At 56.9% G+C, this 22,679-nt stretch carries 20 protein-coding genes; 10 read left to right on the top strand and 10 right to left on the bottom strand.

Going from position 1 to position 22,679, the window contains the following annotated elements; genetic code table 11:
- Window positions 1-4 precede the first annotated feature (4 nt).
- Window positions 5-2,110: an ATP-dependent DNA helicase RecG gene (gene recG, locus DSM25558_RS02300; protein WP_077101321.1), complete on the bottom strand. Its 2,106-nt coding sequence runs from the start codon at window positions 2,108-2,110 to the stop codon at window positions 5-7.
- A 399-nt stretch (window positions 2,111-2,509) separates the two neighbouring features.
- Here recG and DSM25558_RS02290 point away from each other — a divergent pair, with 399 nt between their 5' ends.
- From DSM25558_RS02290 to DSM25558_RS02275, 4 genes are all read left to right on the top strand, one after another.
- Window positions 2,510-2,827, top strand: coding sequence for an FAD assembly factor SdhE (locus tag DSM25558_RS02290; protein ID WP_077101317.1), 318 nt, complete (start codon window positions 2,510-2,512; stop codon window positions 2,825-2,827).
- Complete coding sequence (gene mfd, locus DSM25558_RS02285) at window positions 2,824-6,318, top strand: transcription-repair coupling factor (protein WP_077101315.1); 3,495 nt, start codon at window positions 2,824-2,826, stop codon at window positions 6,316-6,318. The genes DSM25558_RS02290 and mfd overlap by 4 nt, the downstream gene beginning before the upstream one ends.
- Window positions 6,319-6,390: 72 nt before the next feature.
- Window positions 6,391-6,765, top strand: a complete 375-nt coding sequence (locus DSM25558_RS02280) for a DUF6232 family protein (protein ID WP_077101313.1) — start codon at window positions 6,391-6,393, stop codon at window positions 6,763-6,765.
- Window positions 6,766-6,950: 185 nt separating this feature from the next.
- Complete coding sequence (locus DSM25558_RS02275) at window positions 6,951-7,277, top strand: hypothetical protein (protein WP_077101311.1); 327 nt, start codon at window positions 6,951-6,953, stop codon at window positions 7,275-7,277.
- 20 nt (window positions 7,278-7,297) lie between these two features.
- On the opposite strand, the gene DSM25558_RS02270 is transcribed toward DSM25558_RS02275, so the two are convergent.
- The 3 genes from DSM25558_RS02270 to DSM25558_RS02260 all read right to left on the bottom strand — a co-directional run bounded on the left by DSM25558_RS02270 (window position 7,298) and on the right by DSM25558_RS02260 (window position 10,880).
- The gene (locus DSM25558_RS02270; RefSeq protein ID WP_077101309.1) at window positions 7,298-8,242 is read right to left on the bottom strand and encodes a DMT family transporter; all 945 of its coding nucleotides are present in this window, start codon (window positions 8,240-8,242) and stop codon (window positions 7,298-7,300) included.
- A gap of 55 nt (window positions 8,243-8,297) precedes the next feature.
- The gene (locus DSM25558_RS02265) at window positions 8,298-8,969 is read right to left on the bottom strand and encodes a DsbA family oxidoreductase (RefSeq protein ID WP_077101308.1); all 672 of its coding nucleotides are present in this window, start codon (window positions 8,967-8,969) and stop codon (window positions 8,298-8,300) included.
- Between the two features lie 84 nt (window positions 8,970-9,053).
- On the bottom strand, window positions 9,054-10,880 hold the full coding sequence (locus tag DSM25558_RS02260) for an extracellular solute-binding protein (RefSeq protein ID WP_077101306.1): 1,827 nt from the start codon (window positions 10,878-10,880) through the stop codon (window positions 9,054-9,056).
- Window positions 10,881-11,200: 320 nt separating this feature from the next.
- Between DSM25558_RS02260 and DSM25558_RS02255 the strand changes: the two genes are divergently transcribed.
- Window positions 11,201-11,857: an invasion associated locus B family protein gene (locus DSM25558_RS02255; RefSeq protein ID WP_077101304.1), complete on the top strand. Its 657-nt coding sequence runs from the start codon at window positions 11,201-11,203 to the stop codon at window positions 11,855-11,857.
- Window positions 11,858-11,930: 73 nt separating this feature from the next.
- Here the strand turns inward: DSM25558_RS02255 and hspQ are convergent, their stop codons facing one another.
- The 3 genes from hspQ to DSM25558_RS02240 form a co-directional block, all read right to left on the bottom strand.
- Window positions 11,931-12,260, bottom strand: coding sequence for a heat shock protein HspQ (gene hspQ, locus DSM25558_RS02250; RefSeq protein WP_077101302.1), 330 nt, complete (start codon window positions 12,258-12,260; stop codon window positions 11,931-11,933).
- Between the two features lie 147 nt (window positions 12,261-12,407).
- Window positions 12,408-13,817, bottom strand: coding sequence for a type I glutamate--ammonia ligase (gene glnA, locus DSM25558_RS02245; protein ID WP_077101300.1), 1,410 nt, complete (start codon window positions 13,815-13,817; stop codon window positions 12,408-12,410).
- Between the two features lie 66 nt (window positions 13,818-13,883).
- Window positions 13,884-14,222 carry a P-II family nitrogen regulator gene (locus tag DSM25558_RS02240; RefSeq protein ID WP_038542987.1) on the bottom strand — a complete coding sequence of 113 codons (339 nt, stop codon included), beginning with the start codon at window positions 14,220-14,222 and terminating at the stop codon, window positions 13,884-13,886.
- Window positions 14,223-14,570: 348 nt separating this feature from the next.
- Here DSM25558_RS02240 and DSM25558_RS02230 point away from each other — a divergent pair, with 348 nt between their 5' ends.
- On the top strand, window positions 14,571-16,046 hold the full coding sequence (locus DSM25558_RS02230) for a bifunctional ADP-dependent NAD(P)H-hydrate dehydratase/NAD(P)H-hydrate epimerase (RefSeq protein ID WP_077101297.1): 1,476 nt from the start codon (window positions 14,571-14,573) through the stop codon (window positions 16,044-16,046).
- On the opposite strand, the gene DSM25558_RS02225 is transcribed toward DSM25558_RS02230, so the two are convergent.
- Complete coding sequence (locus tag DSM25558_RS02225) at window positions 16,047-17,096, bottom strand: GlxA family transcriptional regulator (protein WP_153366756.1); 1,050 nt, start codon at window positions 17,094-17,096, stop codon at window positions 16,047-16,049.
- A gap of 332 nt (window positions 17,097-17,428) precedes the next feature.
- Here DSM25558_RS02225 and DSM25558_RS02220 point away from each other — a divergent pair, with 332 nt between their 5' ends.
- On the top strand, window positions 17,429-17,860 hold the full coding sequence (locus DSM25558_RS02220; RefSeq protein WP_077101295.1) for a response regulator: 432 nt from the start codon (window positions 17,429-17,431) through the stop codon (window positions 17,858-17,860).
- Window positions 17,861-17,916: 56 nt separating this feature from the next.
- On the opposite strand, the gene glgX is transcribed toward DSM25558_RS02220, so the two are convergent.
- Window positions 17,917-20,004, bottom strand: a complete 2,088-nt coding sequence (gene glgX, locus DSM25558_RS02215) for a glycogen debranching protein GlgX (protein ID WP_077101293.1) — start codon at window positions 20,002-20,004, stop codon at window positions 17,917-17,919.
- Window positions 20,005-20,129: 125 nt separating this feature from the next.
- Window positions 20,130-20,345 carry a DUF1127 domain-containing protein gene (locus tag DSM25558_RS28940; RefSeq protein ID WP_077101291.1) on the bottom strand — a complete coding sequence of 72 codons (216 nt, stop codon included), beginning with the start codon at window positions 20,343-20,345 and terminating at the stop codon, window positions 20,130-20,132.
- Between the two features lie 229 nt (window positions 20,346-20,574).
- Between DSM25558_RS28940 and DSM25558_RS02205 the strand changes: the two genes are divergently transcribed.
- The 3 genes from DSM25558_RS02205 (at window position 20,575) to DSM25558_RS02195 (ending at window position 22,679) form a co-directional block, all read left to right on the top strand.
- Window positions 20,575-21,471 (top strand): LysR family transcriptional regulator, encoded by an 897-nt coding sequence (locus DSM25558_RS02205; protein ID WP_077101289.1) that lies wholly within the window; start codon window positions 20,575-20,577, stop codon window positions 21,469-21,471.
- A 114-nt stretch (window positions 21,472-21,585) separates the two neighbouring features.
- Window positions 21,586-21,747: an entericidin domain-containing protein gene (locus tag DSM25558_RS02200; RefSeq protein ID WP_077101287.1), complete on the top strand. Its 162-nt coding sequence runs from the start codon at window positions 21,586-21,588 to the stop codon at window positions 21,745-21,747.
- Between the two features lie 179 nt (window positions 21,748-21,926).
- Window positions 21,927-22,679 (top strand): phosphodiester glycosidase family protein, encoded by a 753-nt coding sequence (locus DSM25558_RS02195; protein ID WP_077101285.1) that lies wholly within the window; start codon window positions 21,927-21,929, stop codon window positions 22,677-22,679.

Below are 22,679 nucleotides of genomic sequence, written 5' to 3'. Positions count from 1 at the left end.
TTCGTTAGCCTGCATGGAGGAAACGGATCGCTTCGTCACGGCGATGGAGATAGAGCAGGGTGCGCAGATTGCGGCCTCGCTCGCTTGAAAGTTCCGGGTCACGCTCGATCATATAGGCGGAGTCCTTGCGGGCGATTTCCAGAAGGTCGGCGTGGGCTTCGAGGCTGGCGATGCGGAAACCCGGCGTGCCGGATTGGCGGGTGCCGAGAAGTTCTCCTTCGCCGCGCAGCTTCAAATCCTCTTCGGCAATCAGGAAGCCATCTTCGCTATCGCGCAGAATGGAAAGGCGTGCCTTGCCGTTTTCGCTGAGTGGACCCTTATAGAGGAGAATGCAGGTGGAGGCCTCATCGCCACGCCCGACGCGCCCGCGCAATTGGTGCAGTTGGGCAAGGCCGAAATTTTCGGCGTGCTCGATGACCATGATCGTCGCATCCGGTACGTCCACACCGACTTCGACCACAGTGGTTGCCACCAGCAGGCGGGTTTCGCCGGTCTTGAAGGCCAGCATCGCCGCGTCCTTCTCCGGCCCGCTCATGCGGCCATGGATAAGGCCGATGTCTGCGCCCAGTGACTTGGATAGAACGGCATGGCGCTCTTCGGCAGACATGAGATCGGATTCTTCTGATTCCTCCACCAGCGGACAAATCCAGTAGGCTTTCTTGCCTTCGGACAGCGCGCTTTTTAGCCGTGCAACGATATCGCCGATGCGCTCGGTTGGAATTGTCACGGTCGTGATCGGTTTGCGGCCCGCTGGTTTTTCGGTTAGCTTGGAAACATCCATATCGCCGAAGGCGGCCAGAACCAGCGTGCGGGGAATGGGCGTTGCCGTCATGACAAGCATGTGCGGCGAGATGCCCTTGGCGGTCAGCCGCAGGCGTTGGTGCACGCCAAAGCGGTGCTGCTCATCCACGACAGCCAGCACGAGGTTCTTGTAGGTCACGCTATCCTGAAACAGGGCGTGGGTGCCGATGATGATCTGCGCCTCACCGGAGGCGATCCGCTCCTCGATTTCGCGACGTTCTTTGCCCTTGGTGCGGCCAGTCAGAACCTCGCAGGAAATGCCGGCGGTAGCGGCGAATTTCGAGATCGTCGCGAAATGCTGGCGAGCGAGAATTTCGGTGGGTGCCATTAGCACGGCCTGACCGCCAGCCTCGACGGCGGTGGCCATGGCCATCAGTGACACCAGTGTCTTGCCCGCGCCGACATCGCCCTGCAACAGGCGCAGCATGCGGTCTTCACCGGCCATGTCCGTCAGGATGTCTTTGACTGCGGCACTTTGGCTGGCCGTCATCGAAAACGGCAGGTTTGCCAGAATTCTGGCGGCAAAATCGCCGTTGGCGCGGATGGGTTGGCCCGTAACCTTGCGCAGTCTCTGGCGGACGAGCGCCAGCGAAAGCTGTCCGGCCAGGAATTCGTCATAGGCGAGGCGGCGGCGGGCAGGGGCCTGCGGATCGATATCGGTTTCGTCACTCGGGTCGTGAAGCTCGCGGAATGCATCGGCCACATGCGGAAAGCTCTCACGCGTTGCGAGCGCGTCATCGATCCACTCAGGAAAGACCGGCATCTTGGTCAGTGCGCCGTCGATCGCACGTCTCAGGACCTTAGGTGAGAGCCCCGCCGTTAGGGGGTAGACCGGCTCGACCAGTGGCAGGTTTTCGGCTTCCGAGACCTTCACCATGAAGTCCGGGTGCACCATGGAGGCGCGACCGTTGAACCAGTCGATCTTGCCGCTGACCATCACCTCTTCGTCCACCGGCAGGACCTTGGACAGCCAATCGCCTTTGGCGCGGAAGAAGGTCAGTGCCAGTTCGCCGGTCTCGTCATGCAGAAAGACGCGGTAGGGCGCTGAGCGATTTCCCGGCGGTGCGGGCTGATGGCGGTCCACACGTCCCTGAATGGTGACAATGGCACCCTGTGGTGCATGCGCTATGCCGGGGCGGTTGCGACGGTCGATGATGTTGTAGGGCGCGTGAAACAGAAGGTCGACGACGCGGCTTTCCGCGACGCTTTCCCGGCCCAAAAGCTTTGCCAGCAAATCGGCAAGCTTCGGCCCTACGCCGGTCAGCGTGGCGACGGTAGCAAACAGCGGATCGAGGAGGGCGGGGCGCATGGTGAGCAAAATCGTGGAAGGTCGTGCGCAATGCAAGAGCGGTGAGATGAGAAACTCGGTTTATCACCGGCAGATTTTCCGGTCTGTGATGATATTTGCGTAAAAATCGGTTCCCAACCGTTCCTGTCCTGTTCTATAGGAAAGGCAACAGATGAATTTGATTGGAGGACGCTCCGCGATTACGAGGCCCGCTGTTTTCGGCCATCCTTTCCTCTCCCTCATCCCTGTGCTTGTCACAGGGATCCAGTCAGCCCAAGTCTTTGGGCTGAAAAGACGTGTTGACCTGACAGACGTCAGGTCGCTGGATTCCTGTGACGAGCACAGGAATGAGGGTGGTGGTGCAGGGACCGGCAGGTGGGCTGCCGAAGCGTAAGTCGTCCCACAGGGAAGGAAAATGCGATGACAGGACTGGTGCGCACAAGCGCTGACCTCGATCCGAGGCGCAGGCGGATTCTTTATCGGTGCTGGCATCGCGGCATCCGGGAAATGGACCTCGTTCTCGGCCAGTTTGCGGAAGAGAACATCGCTGACCTATCCGATGAGCAGCTGGACGAGCTTGAAATCATCATGGACGAGGAAGATCAGGACCTCGTGCAGATGGTAACGGGCGCGCAGGCCATTCCTGAAAAATTCCAGACGCCGTTGTTTAGAACAATCATCTCCTACCGTCCGGATTTCGATCTGGTCACTGCGCAGAACGGACAGACCCCAAAATGATAGCCGGATTCGATGTCAGGCTGGTGGCATCGGCCGATACGCCGTTGACCATTGGAAATGTGCCGACCGGCACGGAAGCGTTTCTTCTGGCTGATTTGGCGCGACAGGGCACGCCTGTTGCCTATGTGCTGTCCGATGGCCAGCGCGTGGCCGATCTGGAGCAAATGCTCAGCTTCGTTGCGCCTGACATTCCGGTTTTGAGCCTACCCGCATGGGACTGCCTGCCCTATGACCGCGTGTCGCCCAGCGCGCATGTGTCAGCTCGCCGCCTTGCCACCCTGTCCGGCCTCATCCACCACCAGAAAAAACCGCATCCGGCCATCGTGCTCGTCACCGTCAATGCCATGTTGCAGAAGATGGCCCCGCGCGACGTCATCGAAAGCCTTGCTTTTTCGGCCAAGCCCGGCAACCAGATCCGCATGGAAGACATTGCTGCCCGGCTAGAGCGCAACGGCTTTGACCGCGTGGCGACGGTGCGCGAAGTGGGTGAATTTGCCCTGCGCGGCGGCATTCTCGATGTGTTTGTTCCCGGCACGGAAGAGCCGGTGCGATTGGATTTCTTCGGCGATACACTGGAGAGCATCCGCACCTTCGATCCGGCCAGCCAGCGTACCATCGGCCAGGCCCGGTCGCTCGACCTCAGCCCCATGAGCGAGGTGACGCTGACGCCGGATACGATCAGTCGCTTCCGTAAGAACTATCTGTCGATGTTCGGGGCTGCCACGCGAGACGACGCGTTGTATCAGGCAGTATCCGAAGGCCGCCGTTATGCCGGCATGGAACATTGGCTGCCGCTGTTTTACGAGCATCTGGAAACGGCCTTCGATTATCTCAAGGGTTTCCGTATCGTTACCGACCACACGGCGCGGGAGGCTGCCGTGGAGCGCTCCAAGCTGGTGCATGATTATTTCGACGCGCGCCAAACATCCGGCCAGATGAAGGGCGCAACGCAGGGTGCGCCTTACAAGCCTGTGCCGCCTAGCCAGATTTATCTCGGCGGCAAGAGCTTTGATGAGGCGCTGAATGCGGTCAACGCGGTGCGCCTGACACCCTTCAATGAGCAGGATTCCAAGGACAAGCCCGTCGCGACGCTGAATGCGCATGTCGGTCCGCGCTGGGCGAAGTCGCAGACGGAAAACGAGAGCGAAGAGCGCATCAATGTCTTCACGCTTGCCGTCAAGCACATTGCCGAGCGTCGCTCCAAGGGTTGGAAGGTTCTGATCACCGGTTGGTCCGAGGGCTCGCTCGACCGCATGTTGCAGGTGCTGAACGAGCATGGGCTTGAGAACATCAAGACCATCCAGTCGTTCAAAGAGATTGAGAAGCTTGGCAAGGGTGAGGCTGCCGCGGCTGTCCTGAGCCTTGAAGCGGGTTTCGAAACCGGCAATCTCGCCGTCATCGGTGAGCAGGATATTCTCGGTGACCGCATGGTGCGCCGTTCCAAGCGTCGCAAACGCGGGGCGGACTTCATCTCGGAAGTCGCCGGTCTGGATGAGGGTTCGCTCGTCGTTCACGCCGAACATGGTATCGGCCGCTTTGTCGGTCTTCGCACCATCGAGGCGGCGGGTGCGCCGCGTGATTGCCTTGAGCTGCATTATGCCGATGAGGCCAAGCTGTTCCTGCCGGTCGAAAACATCGATCTTCTGTCACGTTACGGCTCGGATGCGGCGGAAGCCAATCTCGACAAGCTGGGTGGCGGCGCATGGCAGATGCGCAAGGCCAAGCTCAAGAAACGCCTGCTGGATATGGCGGGCGATCTCATCCGCATCGCCGCTGCGCGTATGGTGCGTCATGCGCCGACGCTGATTGCGCCTGATGGTCTCTATGATGAGTTCGCGGCCCGTTTCCCCTATGATGAAACGGAAGACCAACAGAATGCCATCGATTCCGTTCGGGATGATCTGGGTGCCGGTCGCCCCATGGATCGATTGATCTGCGGTGACGTCGGTTTCGGCAAGACGGAAGTCGCGCTTCGCGCTGCGTTCCTGGCCGCCATGAACGGTGTGCAGGTGGCCGTCGTCGTGCCGACAACGCTGTTGGCGCGCCAGCATTTCCGCACTTTTTCCGAACGCTTCCGTGGCTTGCCCATCCGGGTGCAGCAGGCGTCGCGTCTGGTGGGTGCGAAGGAATTGGCGCTGACGAAGAAAGAAGTCGCAGAAGGCAAGACGGATATCGTCGTTGGCACACATGCGCTGCTGGGCGCTGGTATCAATTTCGCTAATCTCGGTCTTCTCATCATTGATGAGGAGCAGCATTTTGGCGTGAAGCATAAAGAGCGTCTGAAAGAGTTGAAGAGCGATGTGCATGTGCTGACGCTCTCAGCCACGCCCATTCCGCGCACCTTGCAGCTTGCCATGACGGGCGTGCGCGAGCTGTCGCTGATCACCACCGCGCCGGTGGACCGCATGGCGGTGCGCACCTTCATTTCGCCGTTCGATGCGCTGGTCATCCGCGAAACGCTGATGCGTGAGCATTATCGTGGCGGCCAGAGCTTCTATGTCTGCCCGCGTTTGGCTGACCTCGCTGATATCCATGCCTTCCTGCAATCCGACGTACCGGAACTGAAGGTGGCGGTTGCCCACGGCCAGATGGCGGCGGGGGAGCTGGAAGACATCATGAATGCCTTCTATGATGGCAAATACGATGTTCTTCTGTCGACCACCATCGTCGAATCCGGCCTCGATGTGCCCACGGCCAATACGCTGATCGTCCACCGTGCCGATATGTTCGGCCTGGCGCAGCTCTACCAGCTGCGCGGTCGCGTCGGACGCTCCAAGGTTCGTGCCTTTGCGCTGTTCACGCTGCCGGTCAACAAGGTGCTGACGACCATGGCGGAGCGCCGGCTGAAGGTTCTGCAATCGCTCGACACACTCGGCGCAGGTTTCCAGCTTGCCAGCCATGATCTGGATATTCGCGGCGCGGGCAATCTTCTGGGCGAAGAGCAATCCGGTCATATCAAGGAAGTCGGCTTCGAGCTTTACCAGCAGATGCTGGAAGAGGCCGTGGCCGAAGTGAAGGGCGAGGACGATGTCATCGACACCGGTTGGTCGCCGCAGATTTCCGTCGGTACATCGGTCATGATCCCGGAAAATTATGTTCCAGATTTGCACCTGCGCATGGGTCTTTACCGCCGTCTGGGCGAGTTGACCGATCTCAACGAAATCGATGGCTTCGGCGCTGAGATGATAGACCGCTTCGGCCCGTTGCCGAAGGAAGTGCAGCACCTGCTCAAGATCGTCTACGTCAAGTCGCTGTGCCGAACGGCCAATGTCGAGAAGCTGGATGCGGGTCCGAAGGGCGTCGTCGTGCAGTTCCGCAACAAGGAATTCCCGAACCCGGCAGCTCTCGTTGGCTACATCGGCAAGCAGGGCTCCATGGCCAAGATCAGGCCAGATCACAGCGTGTTCCTGACCCGTGATCTGCCAACGCCTGAGAAGCGGCTTGCGGGTGCGGCGATGGTGATGACGCAGTTGGCGGAACTGGCCAAATAAGCATGGGTATATCCCTTGATATCTCGCTCAGGTTGCGACATCCTGCGTAAAGGGTAAGCGCAGGGGGTGAATTTGTCAGAGGTAATTTTTCAGTCTGGAACTATCACCATCACATCAACACTGGCTAAATTCGGAAGTGATACTTATCCAATAGCCAATATTGGTAGCATTAAAGTTGGTGTAGAGCCGAAAAACCATGGAGGCGGAGCAGCGTTAGTTGCTGCTATCGCTGGAATAGTCTGCGGTTTTTTTGGGGGCGCTGGAGTTGGCATCGTCGTTGGGATCACTGTATTTATCGGGTTGCTTATTGTGTTGGGGAGAGCGCCCGTTGAAAAAACACTTACATTCAAGACGTCGAGTGGGGACGTTACTGCGCTGAAAACGACCGACGTGAATCTTATAGAGGGCGTTAAATCTGCTATAGAATCGGCTTTTGTCCGCCCCTAGCTGAGCGCGCTACATTGAAAATAAACGGTGCGAGTTTAACTGGGGCAATCCTGATCTCGCTTACATCGCCGTTCCTTACGGCGATTTAATCAAACGGACATCTGGCTGTAGGATTGGGAGGCATAGTCTTGGCTTTATCGGCGCGGCAATGTTTCGCCTGATGCCGTTAACGAAGGAGCAGGACTATGTTGACCACCATGAAGAGGTTTGTCACCGCTGGTCTGGTTGCTTTGACAATTGCGGGCACCACAATTGCCACCACCAGCCAGGCAGAAGCACGTAACAATTTCGGACGCGGATTGGGCGCGGGTATCGCTGGAGCCGTTGTCGGCGGCGCGTTGATTGCAGGCGCGCGCAACTATTACGGCCCGCCAGCCTATAGCTATACGCCCGTTTACAGCCGGCCCGTCTACGGTCCACCTGTCGTCTATGAGCCCTCCTATCCCCGCTGCCATCTGGCATGGCGTCAGGATGGCTACGGCGACATGTATCGTGTGCGGGTCTGCAATTGATGGTGCCGAGGACGGGCTAGTCAGTCCGTCTTTTCCCCATCACTCTCCGGTGTCATCGCGACGGCAACATTCTGGTCTGCCGCCGCAATCGACGTTGGAAGAGCGACATGTCTCTGGCGTTCGCGAATGAGTGTGATGAGGCCTGAGCCGATGATAAGGGCTATGCCTACCAGCATCCAGCCATCAATAGCATCTCCGAAAATCAGATAGCCGAACAGTATGGCCCACAGCATCTGGCTATATTGCGTCGGCCCGATAACTGCGGCTGGTGCATATTTCGCCGCGTACATGACGAGAACGTTGGCGAGAGCGCCGAGAAGGCCGTAGCCTGCCAGGAACATCCACTGCTCGGCATTGGGCGGAGTGAATGACGATGTCATCGCCACGCCGCAAATCACCAGCGTTCCCAGCAAACCCGCGCCATAGAGCGATATGTTCTTTTCCGATGGCCCCATGGCGCGGAAAATGACGATGGAAATCGCGCCGCAGAGACCCGCTACGATGGCTGCGAAATGTCCGGTCGAAAGTTCGCGGAAACCGGGTCTCAAGATTACAAGCACGCCCGCAAAGCCGATGATGACGGCAGACCAGCGCTTGATGCCGACCTGTTCCTTGAGGAAGAGCACCGACATGATGGTGACGAAGGCGGGCAGCAGGAAGATGAGCGCGAAGGCTTCTGCCATCGACAGATGGGTGAAGGCCGTGACCGAGGTGATGGCACCGAGACCTGAGGTCGCGAACCGCAGCAGCCAGAGTGGGCGGTTGGTGGTACGGACAATATCTCGCCAATCGTCATTGCGCTTGCGAATGAAGGGCAGGGCGCAGAGCCCAAAGAGGGCACCGAAAAAGGCGGACTGGATGGGCGACAATTGCCCTTCGATGAGCTTCACGCTCGCATCGCTCCAAGCGTAAGCCGCAAAGGCTGCGAATGCGAGCAGAATGCCCTTCAACGTGCTATCGGACACGGAAACACCTGAAAATATTAGGGGCCGGAAATCGACAGCGGGGAGGCGCTGACGATCAGTTCATTGCCCTATGCTCTTCCAGCTTCAATCTGGCAATATCCCGCAGTGCATTAATAAGCACTTCCTTGCTTTGCGCGCCGCTGACGGCATATTTCTGGTCGAGGATAAAGAAGGGAACGCCTGCAACGCCCATCTGCTGTGCGGCGTCGATTTCCGCCACGATCGTGTCCTTGTCGGCGTCGGAGGCTAGCAGCCTGGTTACGACCTCTCGGTTCATACCGGCCTGTTCTGCAATGTCAGCCAGAACCTCGTGGTCACCAATGTTACGACCCTCTTCGAAATTCGCCTTGAAAAGCGCCGTCGTTACCTTGTCCTGAAACTCGCGTCCTTCAGCATGTGCCCAGAGCGACAGGCGGTGCGCATCCAGCGTATTGGGGCCGATCTTGATGGCGTCGAAATCGAAGTTTATGCCGACTTCCTTTCCAAGCTGCGTCAGCATCTCGTGGGCCTGCTCGACCTTTTCCTTACCGCCCAGCTTCTTTTCAAGCTCGGCTTTCTGGTCCACGCCCTCAGGCGGATAGTCCGGGTTCAGGCGGTAAGGACGCCAATTGACGTCGACGCTGACCTCATCGAGAATTTCAGCCAAAGCCAGATCGAGCCGCGCCTTGCCAAGATAGCACCAAGGGCAAACCATGTCCGAGACGACGTCGATAACAATGCGCTGCATGGTGCTTCCTTTCAGAATTTGAATATCTGCCCCATCTAGGGGCGTTGTCGGCCATGCGCAAGGCGTTACCAAAAGAGAACCAGCTTACTGAGCGCGGGCATCCCACCATGTCTGTTTCTGGTTTCCGACCATCGGTGTCATCTCCGGTCTTGCGATATATTTCCAGCGCGCCACCCACTGCGCACCGATGTGATACAGCGGAATAATATAGTGGCCTGCCGTCAGCAGACGGTCATAACCTCGCACCGCGGCTTGAAAATCCTCCGTAGAGCGCGCCTGCAAAAGGGCGTCCAGCATGCGGTCCACATCAGGGTCGGCGACGCCTGCATAGTTGAAGCTGCCATTGGCATCACGCGAAGCAGAGCCCCAGCGGTTCAGCTGTTCGGCACCCGGCGAGAGCGATGACGGCAGCGAGCGGATGATCATGTCGTATTCAAAGCTGTTCGAGCGCGCCTGATATTGCCCGTCATCCACCGAGCGAATGGCCATATCGACTCCGATCAGCCGCAGCGAGCGTTGATAGGCAAGCGCGATGCGCTCCTGCGCCGGGTTCTGGGTCATGATTTCAAAAGCAAGCTGGCGACCCTTGGAGTCAGACATCTTGCCGTTCTTGATCGCATAGCCACCTTGCTTGAGTGTATCGACAGCCAGCTTCAGGACCGTGCGGTCAGCACCGGAACCATCGGTAACGGGCATGGCGTAGGTGCCAGCCAACAGCTCCGGCGGCAGCTTTTTGGCCGCATCGCCAAGCAGGGCCAGTTCACGCGCGTCGGCGGCATTGCCGAAGGCACCTAGCGGCGAGTTCTGGTAGTAGCTCTGTGTGCGTTTGAACGAACCGCCCATGATGTTGCGGTTCATCCATTCGAAATCGAGCGCATAAGACAGGCCTTCGCGCACCTTTTCATTCGCGAAGATGGCTTTGCGGGTGTTGAACACGAGGCCGAACATGCCGGATGGCTGGCGTGGTTCGAAAATATCGCGGGCAATGTCGCCGCGATGCACAGCCGGGAAATTATAGGCCTGTCCCCAATGGGACGTGTCGGCTGATCCGTTAATGGCATCGCCTTCAGGGTAAATGTCGATATCGCCCTTCTTGAAGGCCTCGAACATGGTCGTCACTTGAAGGAAATAGAGAACGCTGATCTCGTCGTAATTATCGAATCCGACCTTAGACGGCACATCCTTCCCCCAATAATCCGGGTTCCGCTCCCAGATGACCCGTTCTCCCGGACGCAGAGATTTGATTCGGTAGGGGCCGGAGCCCACCACCTTGCCAAGGCCGCTTTGTTCGAAGGTGTCAGGGTCGATGGCGTGTTTCGGCAGGATGGGCGTCGAAGAGGCGAGAATCAGAGGCGTTTCGCGGTTGGCATTTTCGTTGAAGGTGAAGCGGACGCTATGTTCGCCGATCTTCTCCATCTTCGCCACGCCGTTCAGGCGGCTGTTGAAGGGCGGGCGGCCCTTGTCCTTCAGAAGATTGAAGGTGAACATCACATCTTCGGGCGTGACCGGCTGGCCATCCTGCCATTTAGCCTTGGGGTTGAGGTTGAACTGGATGAAGGTGCGGTCGTCGTCCCACTCGGCGGTTTCAGCCAGCAGACCATACAGCGAGAATGGCTCGTCGCCGGAGCGCTGCATCAGCGGCTCATACATGAGGTTGCCGAATTCGGGGTCCCAGACGCCGCGCGCCGTGGTGCGCATGCCCTTCAAGACGAAGGGATTGAGGCTATCGAAGGTGCCGACGACGCCGTAGGAAACACGCCCGCCTTTTTTTACGTCCGGGTTCACATAGGGGAAACTCTTGTAATCTGCGGGCAGGGCAGGTGTCCCATGCATCGAAATCCCGTGAAGAGGTTCCGCCAGCGCCAGACCTGAAAAGAGGAGAGCAGGGATGAACGCCAAAAGGCTTCGCATGTTAATTGTCCTGTCGCATTCTGGCTGTCTTGTCACGTATGTCGCTTTGACGCGAGACCGCTCGCCTTGTATTGATTCCCGCGCGAATGTATCACACACGACTATGGCAGGCATCGGACGGCGGAAAACTTGTCGGCCTTCAAGAAAAAGTTAAAGAAGTGCTGGATATCGCACTCAGCGGGATGTAACAGAGTTGCCGAAACAGTCGGGTCACGCATTTGCCTCATTTAAACGACAGTGGAACGGGCAGACGGATACCGGTGATGTTAAGCAGTTCGTGCCGTTCTGCTTCACATAAAAATTTAGGAGACGGAACTGTTATGATGCAAACCGCAAACACAATCACCCGTGCAGCCCTGGCTGCTGTTGTCGTTTCTCTGGGTGCCGTGTCTGCACCTGCCGTGTCGCAGGCCCAGCAGGCTGCTCCGGCTGCCGGAGGTGCTGGCGCACCACCACTCGGCTGGTTCAAGACATGCAGCAAGCAGGAAGACAATGATGTTTGCGTCGTGCAGAACGTCGTTCTCGCCCAGAATGGCCAGATGATCACGGCTGTTGGCCTCATCAGCGTCGAAGGCAAGGTCAATCGCAAGCTGCTTCAGGTTTCCGTACCAACGGCGCGTCTTCTGCCTCCTGGCGTGATGATGCAGATCGATGGTGGCAAGGGCCAGAAGCTCGACTACGCAGTTTGCCTGCCCGATAAGTGCACGGCTGAAGTTCCTTTGACGGATGCGATGATTGCCAGCATGAAGAAGGGCACAGAGATCGTGTTCACCTCCATCAACTTCCGCCGCGCTCCAAACCCGATCAAGATTGCACTGTCCGGCTTCACCGGCGCTTATGATGGCCAGCCAATCACGCAGTCGCAGCTTGCCGAAAGCCAGCGTTCGTTGCAGGAAGGCATGCAGAAGAAGGCTGAAGAGGCTCGTAAGAAGCTCGAAGCCGCTCAGGACGCCGCAAAGTCCAAGCCTGCAAACTAATCAATTCGACAATAAAAAAACCGGTCTGAGATTTCAGGCCGGTTTTTTATTGTTCAGATGTCAGTTCGGAAGATCAGTGCGTCATTGCTGACTTCGCCCGCAATTCACCATTGGGAGTGGTGTCGAAGATGCGGGAAATATTCGGGTTGCGAAGCGGCTGATCGCTCTCGTCGTGGACAAGGTTCTGCTCCGAAACATATGCGACATATTCGGTGTCGTCGTTTTCTGCCAGCAGATGATAAAACGGCTGGTCGCGATCCGGACGAATTTCCGCAGGGATAGCGTTCCACCATTCTTCGGTGTTGGCATATTCCGGGTCTACGTCGAATACCACACCGCGGAACGGAAACACCCTGTGACGAACAACCTCGCCAATCGTAAATTTTGCGTCTCTTTGTTTCATGGCATGCACATCCTTTCCCCACACAATTTGGGGTCTGAATGAAAAATATCAAGATATTTGGTGTCTGGACCACATTTTCTTGAATGACCTTGTCGATTCATACCCAAAAGAAAAGGCGGCCCAAAAGCCGCCTTTTTTAGTTCTTGATCAAGCCGAGTAGTACATGTCGAATTCGACTGGGTGCGGGGTCATTTCGAAACGCATGACTTCCTGCATCTTCAGCTCGATGAAGGCATCGATCTGGTCGTCATCGAACACGCCGCCAGCCGTCAGGAACTTGCGATCCTTGTCCAGGCTGTCGAGCGCTTCACGCAAGCTACCGCAGACCGTTGGAATCTTCTTCAGTTCCTTCGGTGGCAGATCGTAGAGATCCTTGTCCATTGGCTTGCCGGGATGGATCTTGTTCTTGATGCCATCGAGACCAGCCATCAGCATCGCTGCAAAGCCGAGATACGGGTTCTGGGCCGGATCAGGGAAGCGGACTTCGACGCGCTTTGCCTTCGGGTTGGAGCCGAAAGGAATGCGGCACGAGGCGGAACGGTTGCGGGCCGAGTAGGCTAGCAGAACCGGTGCTTCGTAACCTGGTACCAGGCGCTTGTAGGAGTTGGTCGTCGGGTTGGTGAAGGCGTTGATGGCCTTGGCATGCTTGATGATGCCGCCGATGTAGTAGAGGCAGCTCTCGGACAGGCCTGCATATTCGTCACCAGCGAAGGTCGGCTTGCCACCCTTCCAGATGGACTGGTGAACGTGCATGCCCGAACCATTGTCGCCAAAGATCGGCTTCGGCATAAACGTCGCCGTCTTGCCGTAAGCATTTGCGACCTGATGCACGACATATTTGTAGATCTGCATCTTGTCTGCGTTGCGCACCAGCGTGTCGAACTTCACACCCAGTTCGTGCTGGGCGGCTGCGACTTCGTGGTGGTGCTTTTCAACGACAACGCCCATTTCGCCGAGAACGGTCAGCATTTCGGAACGCATGTCCTGAAGGCTGTCGACTGGAGGAACAGGGAAATAGCCGCCCTTGACGCGTGGACGGTGGCCGAGGTTGCCGGTTTCATAGTCGGTGTCGTCGTTGGACGGCAGCTCAGACGAATCCAGCTTGAAGCCTGTGTTGTAAGGGTCGGCCTTGTATTTCACGTCGTCGAAGACGAAGAATTCAGGCTCAGGACCAACGAAAATCGTATCGCCGATACCGGAGGCCTTGAGATAGGCTTCGGCCTTTTTCGCCGTGCCGCGTGGGTCGCGGTTGTAGGCTTCGCCGGAGACCGGGTCGAGAATGTCACATAGAATGACCATGGTGGACTGGGCGAAGAACGGGTCCATGTGAACCGTTGCCGTATCCGGCATCAGCACCATGTCGGACTCGTTGATGGCCTTCCAGCCGCCAATCGAGGAGCCGTCAAACATGACGCCATCGGCGAACATGTCTTCGTCCACGCAGGCAATGTCCATCGTCACGTGCTGCAGCTTGCCCTTTGGGTCGGTAAAGCGCAGGTCCACGAACTTAACGTCGTTGTCCTTGATCTGCTTGAGAATATCGTTTGCGGTCGTCATAAAACTTTTCCTTGAGTGTTTTGGTAACAAGGTGAAGCCCCAGCTTTCGTGCTGGGTGCAGTCTTTTTATATGGCGTCTACGCCTGTCTCACCCGTGCGGATACGAATGACCTCTTCGATATTGGAGACGAAAATCTTTCCGTCGCCAATGCGGCCTGTCTGCGCTGCGTTGCGAATGGCCTCGATGACGGCATCCGCATTTTCATCCGCAAGCACGACTTCGACTTTTACCTTCGGTAAAAAGTCTACGACATACTCTGCGCCGCGATAGAGTTCCGTATGGCCTTTTTGACGACCAAAGCCCTTAGCTTCCGTAACCGTTATTCCCTGAAGTCCGACTTCCTGAAGGGCTTCCTTCACTTCGTCGAGCTTAAAAGGCTTAATGATCGCTTCGATCTTTTTCATGAGAAAATATCTCTCCGCTTCTTCCGTTAAAGCGGTCTTTCCGCTCTGCCACAAGAATGCACGTATCGTGCCAGATCGGAAGCCGCTTTGAATAAAAAAACTTCGAAAAATGGAGATATGAAGCTAAATTTGGTTCGCCTTCGCTGTTTTCGTGGACGAAAATACCGTTCAGGAACAGCGATATGGCGATTTTTTGATGAATTTGCGGATTTTCCATTACGCTCAAAAAGCGCAAGCTCGAATGCGGTTAAGATTATTTTTTAGCCATTTGATTTTATTTTGTGCATTTGATTTTGCCTAATTTTGCGTCGATTGCATTTTGCGAAATTTTGCGCTGAATATGCCACCATGATGTTCTCCACCAGACACGTTTTGATAGATCCCTCCGCCATGGCGCGCATCGATGCCGGCGCAGAAGCGAGCGGCATTTCCATCGCCTCATTGATGGAGCGTGCGGGGCAGGCGGTCGCCGCCTCTGCGCTCAAGCACTATCCACAAGGCATTCGTTATGCCGTGCTGTGCGGCACCGGCAACAATGGCGGCGACGGGTTCGTGACCGCGCGTGCTTTGAGGCAAAGTGGGGCCGATGTCGCCATTTATATGTTTGGGGATGCGGCGAAGCTTAAGGGCGCTGCCCGGCAGGCGTTCGATGCCTGGGATTCGCCATTCGAAGCACTTGATCGCTACGAGCCACGGTTCGGTGACGTCGTCATCGATGCGATTTTCGGCGCGGGGCTTTCTCGGGATGTTCCGGATGATGTGGATGCCATTATTGGTAAGGTAGAGCCTGCGTCCATTCCCGTTATCGCCATCGATTTGCCGTCCGGTCTCTGCGGGCGGCGCGGTATTGCGCTTGGACGTGCCTTTCGGGCGGAGCGAACTGTGACTTTTGTGGCGCGCAAGCCCGGCCATGTCCTGATGCCGGGGCGCACTCTGTGTGGCCCAGTCGATGTTTTCGATATCGGTATACCCCAGCGCATTCTAAAAGAGCGTTGTGGCTCTATCGTTGAGAATCATCCGGGCCTCTGGGTAGATGCTTTCCCCAGGCCGCACGAGGACACACACAAGTTCAAGCGGGGACATCTGACGGTATTCTCCGGCCCCTCCCATGCCACGGGCGCGGCCCGTATGACGGCGATGGCGGGTTTTCGCGCCGGTGCCGGCATCGTCACGATCGCGGCTCCGCACGAGGCTCTGGGTGTCCTTTCCGTTACGCTGACGGCAGTCATGGTCTCGGCAATCGAATCCGACGAGCAGCTTGAGGCTTGGCGCGATGACAAGCGGCATGCGACCTATGTTCTGGGCCCCGGCTTTGGCGACATGGAGAAAGCGCGTCGCTTCGTCTCACTGGTGAAAGACAAGGCGCTGGTGCTGGATGCGGATGGCATCACGGCGTTCAGGCAGGAGCCGCGGCAGCTGTTCGATCTTTTCGCCAATGACGCGCCTCGCATTCTGACGCCACATGAAGGCGAGTTCGGTCGGCTGTTTCCCGCTATCGCCGCAGATGACAATCTCAGCAAGATCGAGAAAGCGCAGGCGGCAGCGGCGCTCAGCAATGCCGTCATCGTTTACAAGGGTGCAGATACCGTCATTGCGGCACCGGACGGTCGTGCGGCAGTCAACACCAATGCGCCGTCCTATCTCGCCACTGCCGGTTCTGGCGATGTGCTGGCGGGAATAGCGGGCGGTTTTCTGGCACAGCAGGTTCCGGCTTTCGAGGCCGCCGCTGCTGCCGTCTGGCTTCATGGTGACACTGCCCAGAGGCTGGGTGCCGGTCTGACGGCCGAAGATCTGGCCGCAGCGGTCCGTCCTTTTCAGGCCTAGCTAATGGACGGGCTTGCCTTGGCTGGCGACAGCCGCCATGCGGGATGCGCTCATCACCAGCTTGCGCTCCGCACGCTCCTGCTGCGGTGTACGATTGTAGATTTCGCGATAACACTTTGAGAAATGCGATGCGGAGACGAAACCGCAGGCAACGGCCACTTCCACCACTGGCATGGCGGATTGCACCAGCAGGTGACGTGCGCGATCCAGCCGGATTTCCAGATAGTAGCGGGCAGGGGACCGGCCCATCTCCTGCCGGAACAACCGCTCCACCTGACGGCGCGACAGGTCTGCATCGTCTGCAATATCCAGCAGGGATAGCGGTTCCGAAAGATTGCTTTCCATCAATTCGATGATCGAAAGAACCTTGTCGTTCTGCACGCCAAGGCGCGCGCGTAGCGGTAGACGCTGACGGTCATGCGGATTGCGCACCCGGTCCGTCAGCTGCTGTTCGCAGACACGGTTGACGAGGTTTTCGCCAAAATCCTGGCCGATGAGGTTCAGCATCATATCCAGAGAGGCGGTGCCGCCTGCACAGGTATAGATGTTGCCATCTACCTCGTAGAGATCGGCATAGACCTCGACCTGAGGAAAGGCTTCGGAAAAGCCGGGCAGATTTTCCCAGTGGATCGCACAGCGTTTGCCGTTCAACAGGCCGGCCTGAGCCAGCACATGTGCGCCCGTACAGAGGCTGCCGACGGCGATGCCGCGATTGTTTGCCTCACGCAGCCACGCATTGACGGATTTGTTGCTGTATTGCTCGATGTCGATGCCGGAACAGATCAGCACCATGCTGGGGCGATTTTCACCGCTCACCGATTTGCGTTCGTCCGCCAATGAGGTGTTGGCTTCCAGTGCTATGCCGCTGGAGGAGGCGACCTTCTGGCCATCCGCAGATGCCAAGCGCCACTCGTAAGCCGCATAACCCAGCATGCGGTTGGCGATGCGGAGCGTTTCCACCGCAGCCGTGAACGGCAGCATTGTGAATTGAGGGACCATGAAAAAGACGACGGTGCGTTTTTTGGGAGGAGTTTTGCTCACGACGACCATGCTCCATTGCGGAAACACAATTCCTTGCTTGGAAATGGTCCGCTGTATATCTCATTTGCGACGCTTTCGGCACAAGATACGACGGCGCTGATGCGGTGTCAAAAAAATGATCGAAGTCGCCGGTTTAACATTCCTCAAACATGCCGAGTCGGAGGCAGAGCCATCCATGAGATAAAACTGATATTTCGCATTTTATTAATATTGTTTTCAATTTTTAGGCGCAGCCTTTGATCGATATTGCCGAATTGCGCGTTCTGTTGACGTGATGGAACGGCGCTCTTCGAGAAGGGCTGAGCGTTTCTTGTCCGGTGCCTTTAAGCGGAGTATTGCGTATGCATGAAGCTGGCCTGACCGTGCTGGTCGTCGAAGACGAACCGATCATTAGATTCACCCTGACGGATGTTCTGGAAGAGGCGGGCTATACCGTTCTGGAAGCATCGAACGTGCTGGAGGCGGTGGCCATCATCGGCAAGGTGCACACCATTTCCGCCGTCGTGACCGACATCGATATGCCCGGTGGCCTCTCCGGTATCGATCTGGTCCACATGCTGGACACATGTCAGCAGCATATTTCGGTGATTGTCACCTCCGGGGGACATGCGCCGGATACGCTGCACCTACCGGCAGATGCGCGGTTCTTCAGCAAGCCCTATCATTTCGATGACATCTTCTTTGCTCTGCGCGCCGGTATCGCTGCCAAAGCGAAGAGTGCTTCAAGAAAGCGCCTGTCCAGAGCAGGCGGTTGGCAACTCGGCCATCCGTAAAAACCAAAACGCCGGCATCTCTGCCGGCGTTTTTTATTATGTCTTACGAAGGCGCGTTATGCAGCGCGCAGAAGCACCAGGCTGCGGCCTTCGACGGTGTAGATTTCGCCATTGGCAATAGTGTTGCTCGGTGCAGCTGGGTCGGCTGTCGTCAGCTCCGTCATCCAGCCATGATCCGCGTCCGGCAACTTGAACTCGACAGCGCCATCATGCGGATTGAACAGGATCAGCACGTCTTGCCATTCATCCGCTTCTGCGGGCAGTTTGCCTTGCGGGTCTTGTGTGAGGCGCAGGCCAAGTGATGTGCTGCCCGCATCCTCCCATTGTTCCTGCGTCTGCTCTCCGCCACCGGGGTTCAGCCACGTCGCATGGGTGCCGTCACGCCAGCTGTCGCGTCTCAGCAAGGAGTGGGACTGGCGCAAATCGATCAGCTTCGAGGTAAAGGCGCGAAGCGTTTCGGCACTTTCCGGCAGATTTTCCCAATGAACCCAGCTCAGCTCGCTGTCCTGGCAATAACCGTTATTGTTGCCCATCTGGCTGCGGCCGAATTCATCGCCAGCCAGCAACATGGGAGTACCATGTGATAGCAACAGGGTGGACAGGAAGTTCCGGCGCTGGCGATCACGCACGGCGGTGATGTTCTCATCATCGGTCGGGCCCTCTACGCCATAGTTGAAGCTGCGGTTATCGCCGTGGCCGTCCTTGTTGTCCTCGCCATTCGCGTCATTGTGCTTCTCGTTGTAGGACACGAGATCGTTCAGGGTAAAGCCATCATGTGCGGTGATGAAGTTCACGCTGGACCAAGGCCTGCGGCCTCGCAGGTCATAGACATCGGCGGAACCGAGAACGCGGGCTGCGAAGTCGCCAGCGGTGCCGTCCTCGTCCTTCCAATATTCGCGCACCGTATCACGGTACTTGTCGTTCCATTCCGCCCAACCGGGAGGGAAACCGCCGACCTGATAACCACCGGGGCCAATGTCCCAGGGCTCGCCGACGAGTTTCAGTTTGGAAAGAACGGGGTCCTGGCCCACGGCATCGAAGAAACCGCTGCGTTGATCGAAGCCCTCCGGTTCGCGGCCAAGAATGGTGCCGAGATCGAAGCGGAAGCCGTCGATGTGCATGTCTTCTGCCCAGTAACGCAGCGAGTCCGTCACCATTTGCAGCACGCGCGGATGCGACGTGTTGACCGTGTTTCCCGTGCCGGTATCGTTGATGTAATAACGCGGCTTGTCGGGCATGGTGCGGTAGTAGGAGAAATTGTCGATACCCTTGAAGGAAAGGGTCGGTCCCAGCTCGTTGCCTTCTGCGGTGTGGTTATAGACCACGTCGAGGATGACCTCGATACCGCCATCGTGGAACGCCCGCACCATATCGCGGAAGCCTGCCATGCCCTTGGGGCCGTAATAACGTGACGCCGGTGAGAAGAAGCCGAGCGAGTTGTAACCCCAAAAGTTTTTCAGGCCCTTTTCCAGCAGATGTGAATCATCAGGGAAAGAATGGATCGGCAGAAGCTCGACGGAGGTGACGCCGAGGCTTTTGATATAATCGACGATCTGCTTGTCACCCAAGCCCTCATAGGTGCCACGCAAATTTTCTGGTACGCCGGGGTGCAGCTTCGTGAAGCCTTTGACGTGGGTTTCGTAGAAAATCGTCTTGGACCAGGAAACATCAGGCTTTTTGTCGTTGCCCCAGTCGTAATCATTGGGATCGATCACCCGGCACTTCGGCATCTTCGCGGCGCTGTCGCTCTCATCGAAGGAGAGGTCCTTGTCTTCCGCCTCCAACTTGTAGCCGAACTGCTCCGTACCCCATTGGATATCGCCAACCAGCTCGCGCGCATAGGGGTCGACCAGCAGCTTGTTGGGATTGAAGCGATGACCCTTTTCCGGGTCGTATGGGCCGTGCACGCGATAACCATAGAGCGCGCCGGGTTTCAGTCCGGGAATGTATCCGTGCCAGATTTCATTGGTGAATTCCGGAAGGGTAATCCGTTCGATTTCGGTTTTGCCGTCTTCATCGAACAGGCACAGTTCGATCCGTTCCGCGTGCGCGCTGAAAATTGCGAAATTGACACCATCACCGTCGAAATTCGCGCCGAGACGGGTGAAGTCGCCGGGCAAAATGCTGGAACCGAACTGGGCCATAGATATCCTCGTGCTTGATTGGGGCAGGGGGAAATGTGGTGGCCGGGTATTTGTTCCGCAGTGCAAAAAAATGGCTCGCCAAGATTCAATCTTGCGAGCCATCTATTTCGTCGTTTGCGCCGCTTTTACTTGGCGGCAATACGCATGCGTTTGCTGTCGCTCGATGGCCATCCAATATCCTTCAATGTATCTGCCGGTAGCGCTTCCAATGCGCGCAGCGATTGTCTGCGACGCCATGATGCGAGCGCATCACCGCCAAGTTCGACAGCGAGGGAAAGCCAATGCCGGGAATGAAGCCTAAGCCATGACGGGCTCCGGCTCTGCTGGGTTATCGTGGTCATTTTGAAACTCCTTATGCTCCACGTTCAGTGTCAGACGAAATTGATATGCGCGCTTGCGGCGCATCAATCAAACGAATGAATTTTATATCTCTCATCACAATTGGTGATGTTTTAAAGCGTGGTTTCGAGACACCATTCTTTGTCTGTCAGGAAACAATGCGAGATCGTTGACAATCAATCAAACGAAATGATATCGATCTATTGATCAGAAAAATTGAAAGCATGTCTCATGACAGTTTCTTTCCGCCAGCCACTGCCTCTGTTGGACAACGACATCCTCAGAACCTTCGTCGCGATTGCCGAGACGGGTAATTTTTCGACCGCTGCCGAAGTGGTGTTCCGAACACCGTCGGCCGTTTCGATGCAGATCAAAAAGCTGGAGGAGCAGTTGAAGACCACGCTGTTCCTGCGTGATGCGCGCTCTGTGACGCTGACGGCGCATGGCGAGACGCTGCTGACCTATGCGCGGCGTATGATTGCGTTGTCCAATGAGGCTGTCGCGCGGTTCGTCATGCCGGAACTCTCTGGCGTCGTGCGGCTTGGTGCACCGGAAGATATTGGCGAGCGGGGTTTGCTGCCCGGTATCCTCAAGCGTTTTGCAGAGGTTTTCCCAGCCATCATGGTTGATGTGACCATCGATAACAGTTCGCAGCTATACAAACGCATGGATGAGGGGCGGCTTGATCTGGCACTCGTCAACTGTGCGTCTCTGCCCCTGCGTGACACGGGCGAGGTCCTGATGCGCGAAAGGCTGGTCTGGGCGGGTGCGAAATGCGGCACCGCGCATATGCGCGATCCTTTGCCGATCTCCATCTGGGAGGATGGCTGCATCTGGCGCTCCGAAGCCATCAATTCGCTGGAAAAACAAAACCGACGTTTCCGCGTGGCTTATCTCAGCGGCCATACGATGGCTCAGAAGGCCGCGATCGAGGCCGATCTTGCCATTGCCCCGCTGCCGCGCTCCTATGTGCAGAATGACATGGTCATCCTGAGTGAGAAGGACGGTTTGCCAGAGCTTGGCTGCTTCGATATCCGCCTCATTCTTGCGGATAAGCCGACACGCCCGGTTCAGGCGGTTGCCGACAGCATTCGCAATGCTTTCCGGGATGTTGCGCAAGTTCTGTAGTCCGCTGAATTATTTTTTACCGTAGCGCGGAACCGGTTTGCATGTGCTGCGTTTTCTGCGCGCTAATTCGATCATCGTTTGCGCTGCGCGCGCAGACATAAGGGGAGTTTCAATATGTTCACACGTTTCTTCGCAACCACTGCCGCTGTTCTCATCGCCCTCGTTTCCTTGAGCTCTTGCGGCAACACCATCCGCGGCGTCGGCAAGGATGTTGCTGGCACTGTGGACGGCACACAGGCTGCTGGACGAAGCGTAGATCGCGCCGCGCGCCGCTAAAAGCTTCCACCGAAATTTAAAAGAAAAAGCCGGCGATATTTTCGCCGGCTTTTTTATGGTCACGATGTTTTTAGATGTGTTTTCCTGAAAAGAATTCTTCGGCCTTTAGAGGCCTTATTCTCGTCGCCCTCCAGCGCTTTACACTTTCCCAAGAACAGATCGATGAGACATGGGGAACAATGCGTAAGCTGATACGATACCTGCTGCCGTTTTTATTCTCGACGAGCGCGGGTGCAGCCGATCTGCTAGATTTCTGTCAGGCTCTCGATCATATGGGTGGTCGCTATACGGTTTGCAGTTTCGATCCGGCGAAGAGCAATATTCGGCTGTACCAGTGGGATCATGTTGCTGGAAAACCTTACGGCTCGTTCGAGGCGCTGTCCTCTGCGCTGTGGAGACAGCATAGTTTCGTCACCTTCGCCATGAATGGCGGCATGTATCACCGGGATTTGTCACCTGTTGGTCTGCATATCGAAAACGGTGTCGAAACCAACGCCATCAGCACCGGTGGAGGTTGGGGCAATTTCCATATGCAGCCCAACGGCGTGTTCTTTATGGATGGCCAGAAAGCCGGTGTGCTGGAAACGAGTGCTTATCTCAACACCAATATCAAGCCGGATTTTGCCACGCAGTCCGGGCCTATGCTGGTCATCAACGGCGAACTCCATCCGAGATTTTTGCCGCAGAGCGATAGTTTGAACACTCGCAACGGCGTTGGCGTCTCAGATGACGGTAAGGTCCACTTTGCGATCTCGGAAAACGCCGTCCGCTTCTACGATTTCGCAACGCTGTTTCGTGACCGGCTGCACACGCCGAACGCGCTTTATCTCGACGGCAGCATTTCCAGTGTGGACATACCAGCGGCCAAGCGACGTGACTGGTGGCACCCCATGGGGCCGATCATCGCTGTGGTCGATAGGGTGCCGGATTAG

It is taken from the genome of Agrobacterium sp. DSM 25558 (assembly GCF_900100825.1).
In the GTDB taxonomy this organism is placed as follows: domain Bacteria; phylum Pseudomonadota; class Alphaproteobacteria; order Rhizobiales; family Rhizobiaceae; genus Agrobacterium.
This window is presented reverse-complemented; position numbering and strand designations above follow the sequence as displayed.

Coding starts and splice junctions, on each gene's coding strand:
- DSM25558_RS28940 (WP_077101291.1), bottom strand. CDS start 20,345: ATGACCACGATAACCCAGCAGAGCCGGAGCCCGTCATGGCTTAGGCTT.
- glgX (WP_077101293.1), bottom strand. CDS start 20,004: ATGGCCCAGTTCGGTTCCAGCATTTTGCCCGGCGACTTCACCCGTCTC.
- DSM25558_RS02220 (WP_077101295.1), top strand. CDS start 17,429: ATGCATGAAGCTGGCCTGACCGTGCTGGTCGTCGAAGACGAACCGATC.
- DSM25558_RS02275 (WP_077101311.1), top strand. CDS start 6,951: ATGTTGACCACCATGAAGAGGTTTGTCACCGCTGGTCTGGTTGCTTTG.
- DSM25558_RS02195 (WP_077101285.1), top strand. CDS start 21,927: ATGCGTAAGCTGATACGATACCTGCTGCCGTTTTTATTCTCGACGAGC.
- DSM25558_RS02240 (WP_038542987.1), bottom strand. CDS start 14,222: ATGAAAAAGATCGAAGCGATCATTAAGCCTTTTAAGCTCGACGAAGTG.
- DSM25558_RS02265 (WP_077101308.1), bottom strand. CDS start 8,969: ATGCAGCGCATTGTTATCGACGTCGTCTCGGACATGGTTTGCCCTTGG.
- DSM25558_RS02200 (WP_077101287.1), top strand. CDS start 21,586: ATGTTCACACGTTTCTTCGCAACCACTGCCGCTGTTCTCATCGCCCTC.
- glnA (WP_077101300.1), bottom strand. CDS start 13,817: ATGACGACCGCAAACGATATTCTCAAGCAGATCAAGGACAACGACGTT.
- DSM25558_RS02255 (WP_077101304.1), top strand. CDS start 11,201: ATGATGCAAACCGCAAACACAATCACCCGTGCAGCCCTGGCTGCTGTT.
- hspQ (WP_077101302.1), bottom strand. CDS start 12,260: ATGAAACAAAGAGACGCAAAATTTACGATTGGCGAGGTTGTTCGTCAC.
- DSM25558_RS02205 (WP_077101289.1), top strand. CDS start 20,575: ATGACAGTTTCTTTCCGCCAGCCACTGCCTCTGTTGGACAACGACATC.
- DSM25558_RS02225 (WP_153366756.1), bottom strand. CDS start 17,096: ATGGTCGTCGTGAGCAAAACTCCTCCCAAAAAACGCACCGTCGTCTTT.
- DSM25558_RS02230 (WP_077101297.1), top strand. CDS start 14,571: ATGATGTTCTCCACCAGACACGTTTTGATAGATCCCTCCGCCATGGCG.
- mfd (WP_077101315.1), top strand. CDS start 2,824: ATGATAGCCGGATTCGATGTCAGGCTGGTGGCATCGGCCGATACGCCG.
- DSM25558_RS02290 (WP_077101317.1), top strand. CDS start 2,510: ATGACAGGACTGGTGCGCACAAGCGCTGACCTCGATCCGAGGCGCAGG.
- recG (WP_077101321.1), bottom strand. CDS start 2,110: ATGCGCCCCGCCCTCCTCGATCCGCTGTTTGCTACCGTCGCCACGCTG.
- DSM25558_RS02260 (WP_077101306.1), bottom strand. CDS start 10,880: ATGCGAAGCCTTTTGGCGTTCATCCCTGCTCTCCTCTTTTCAGGTCTG.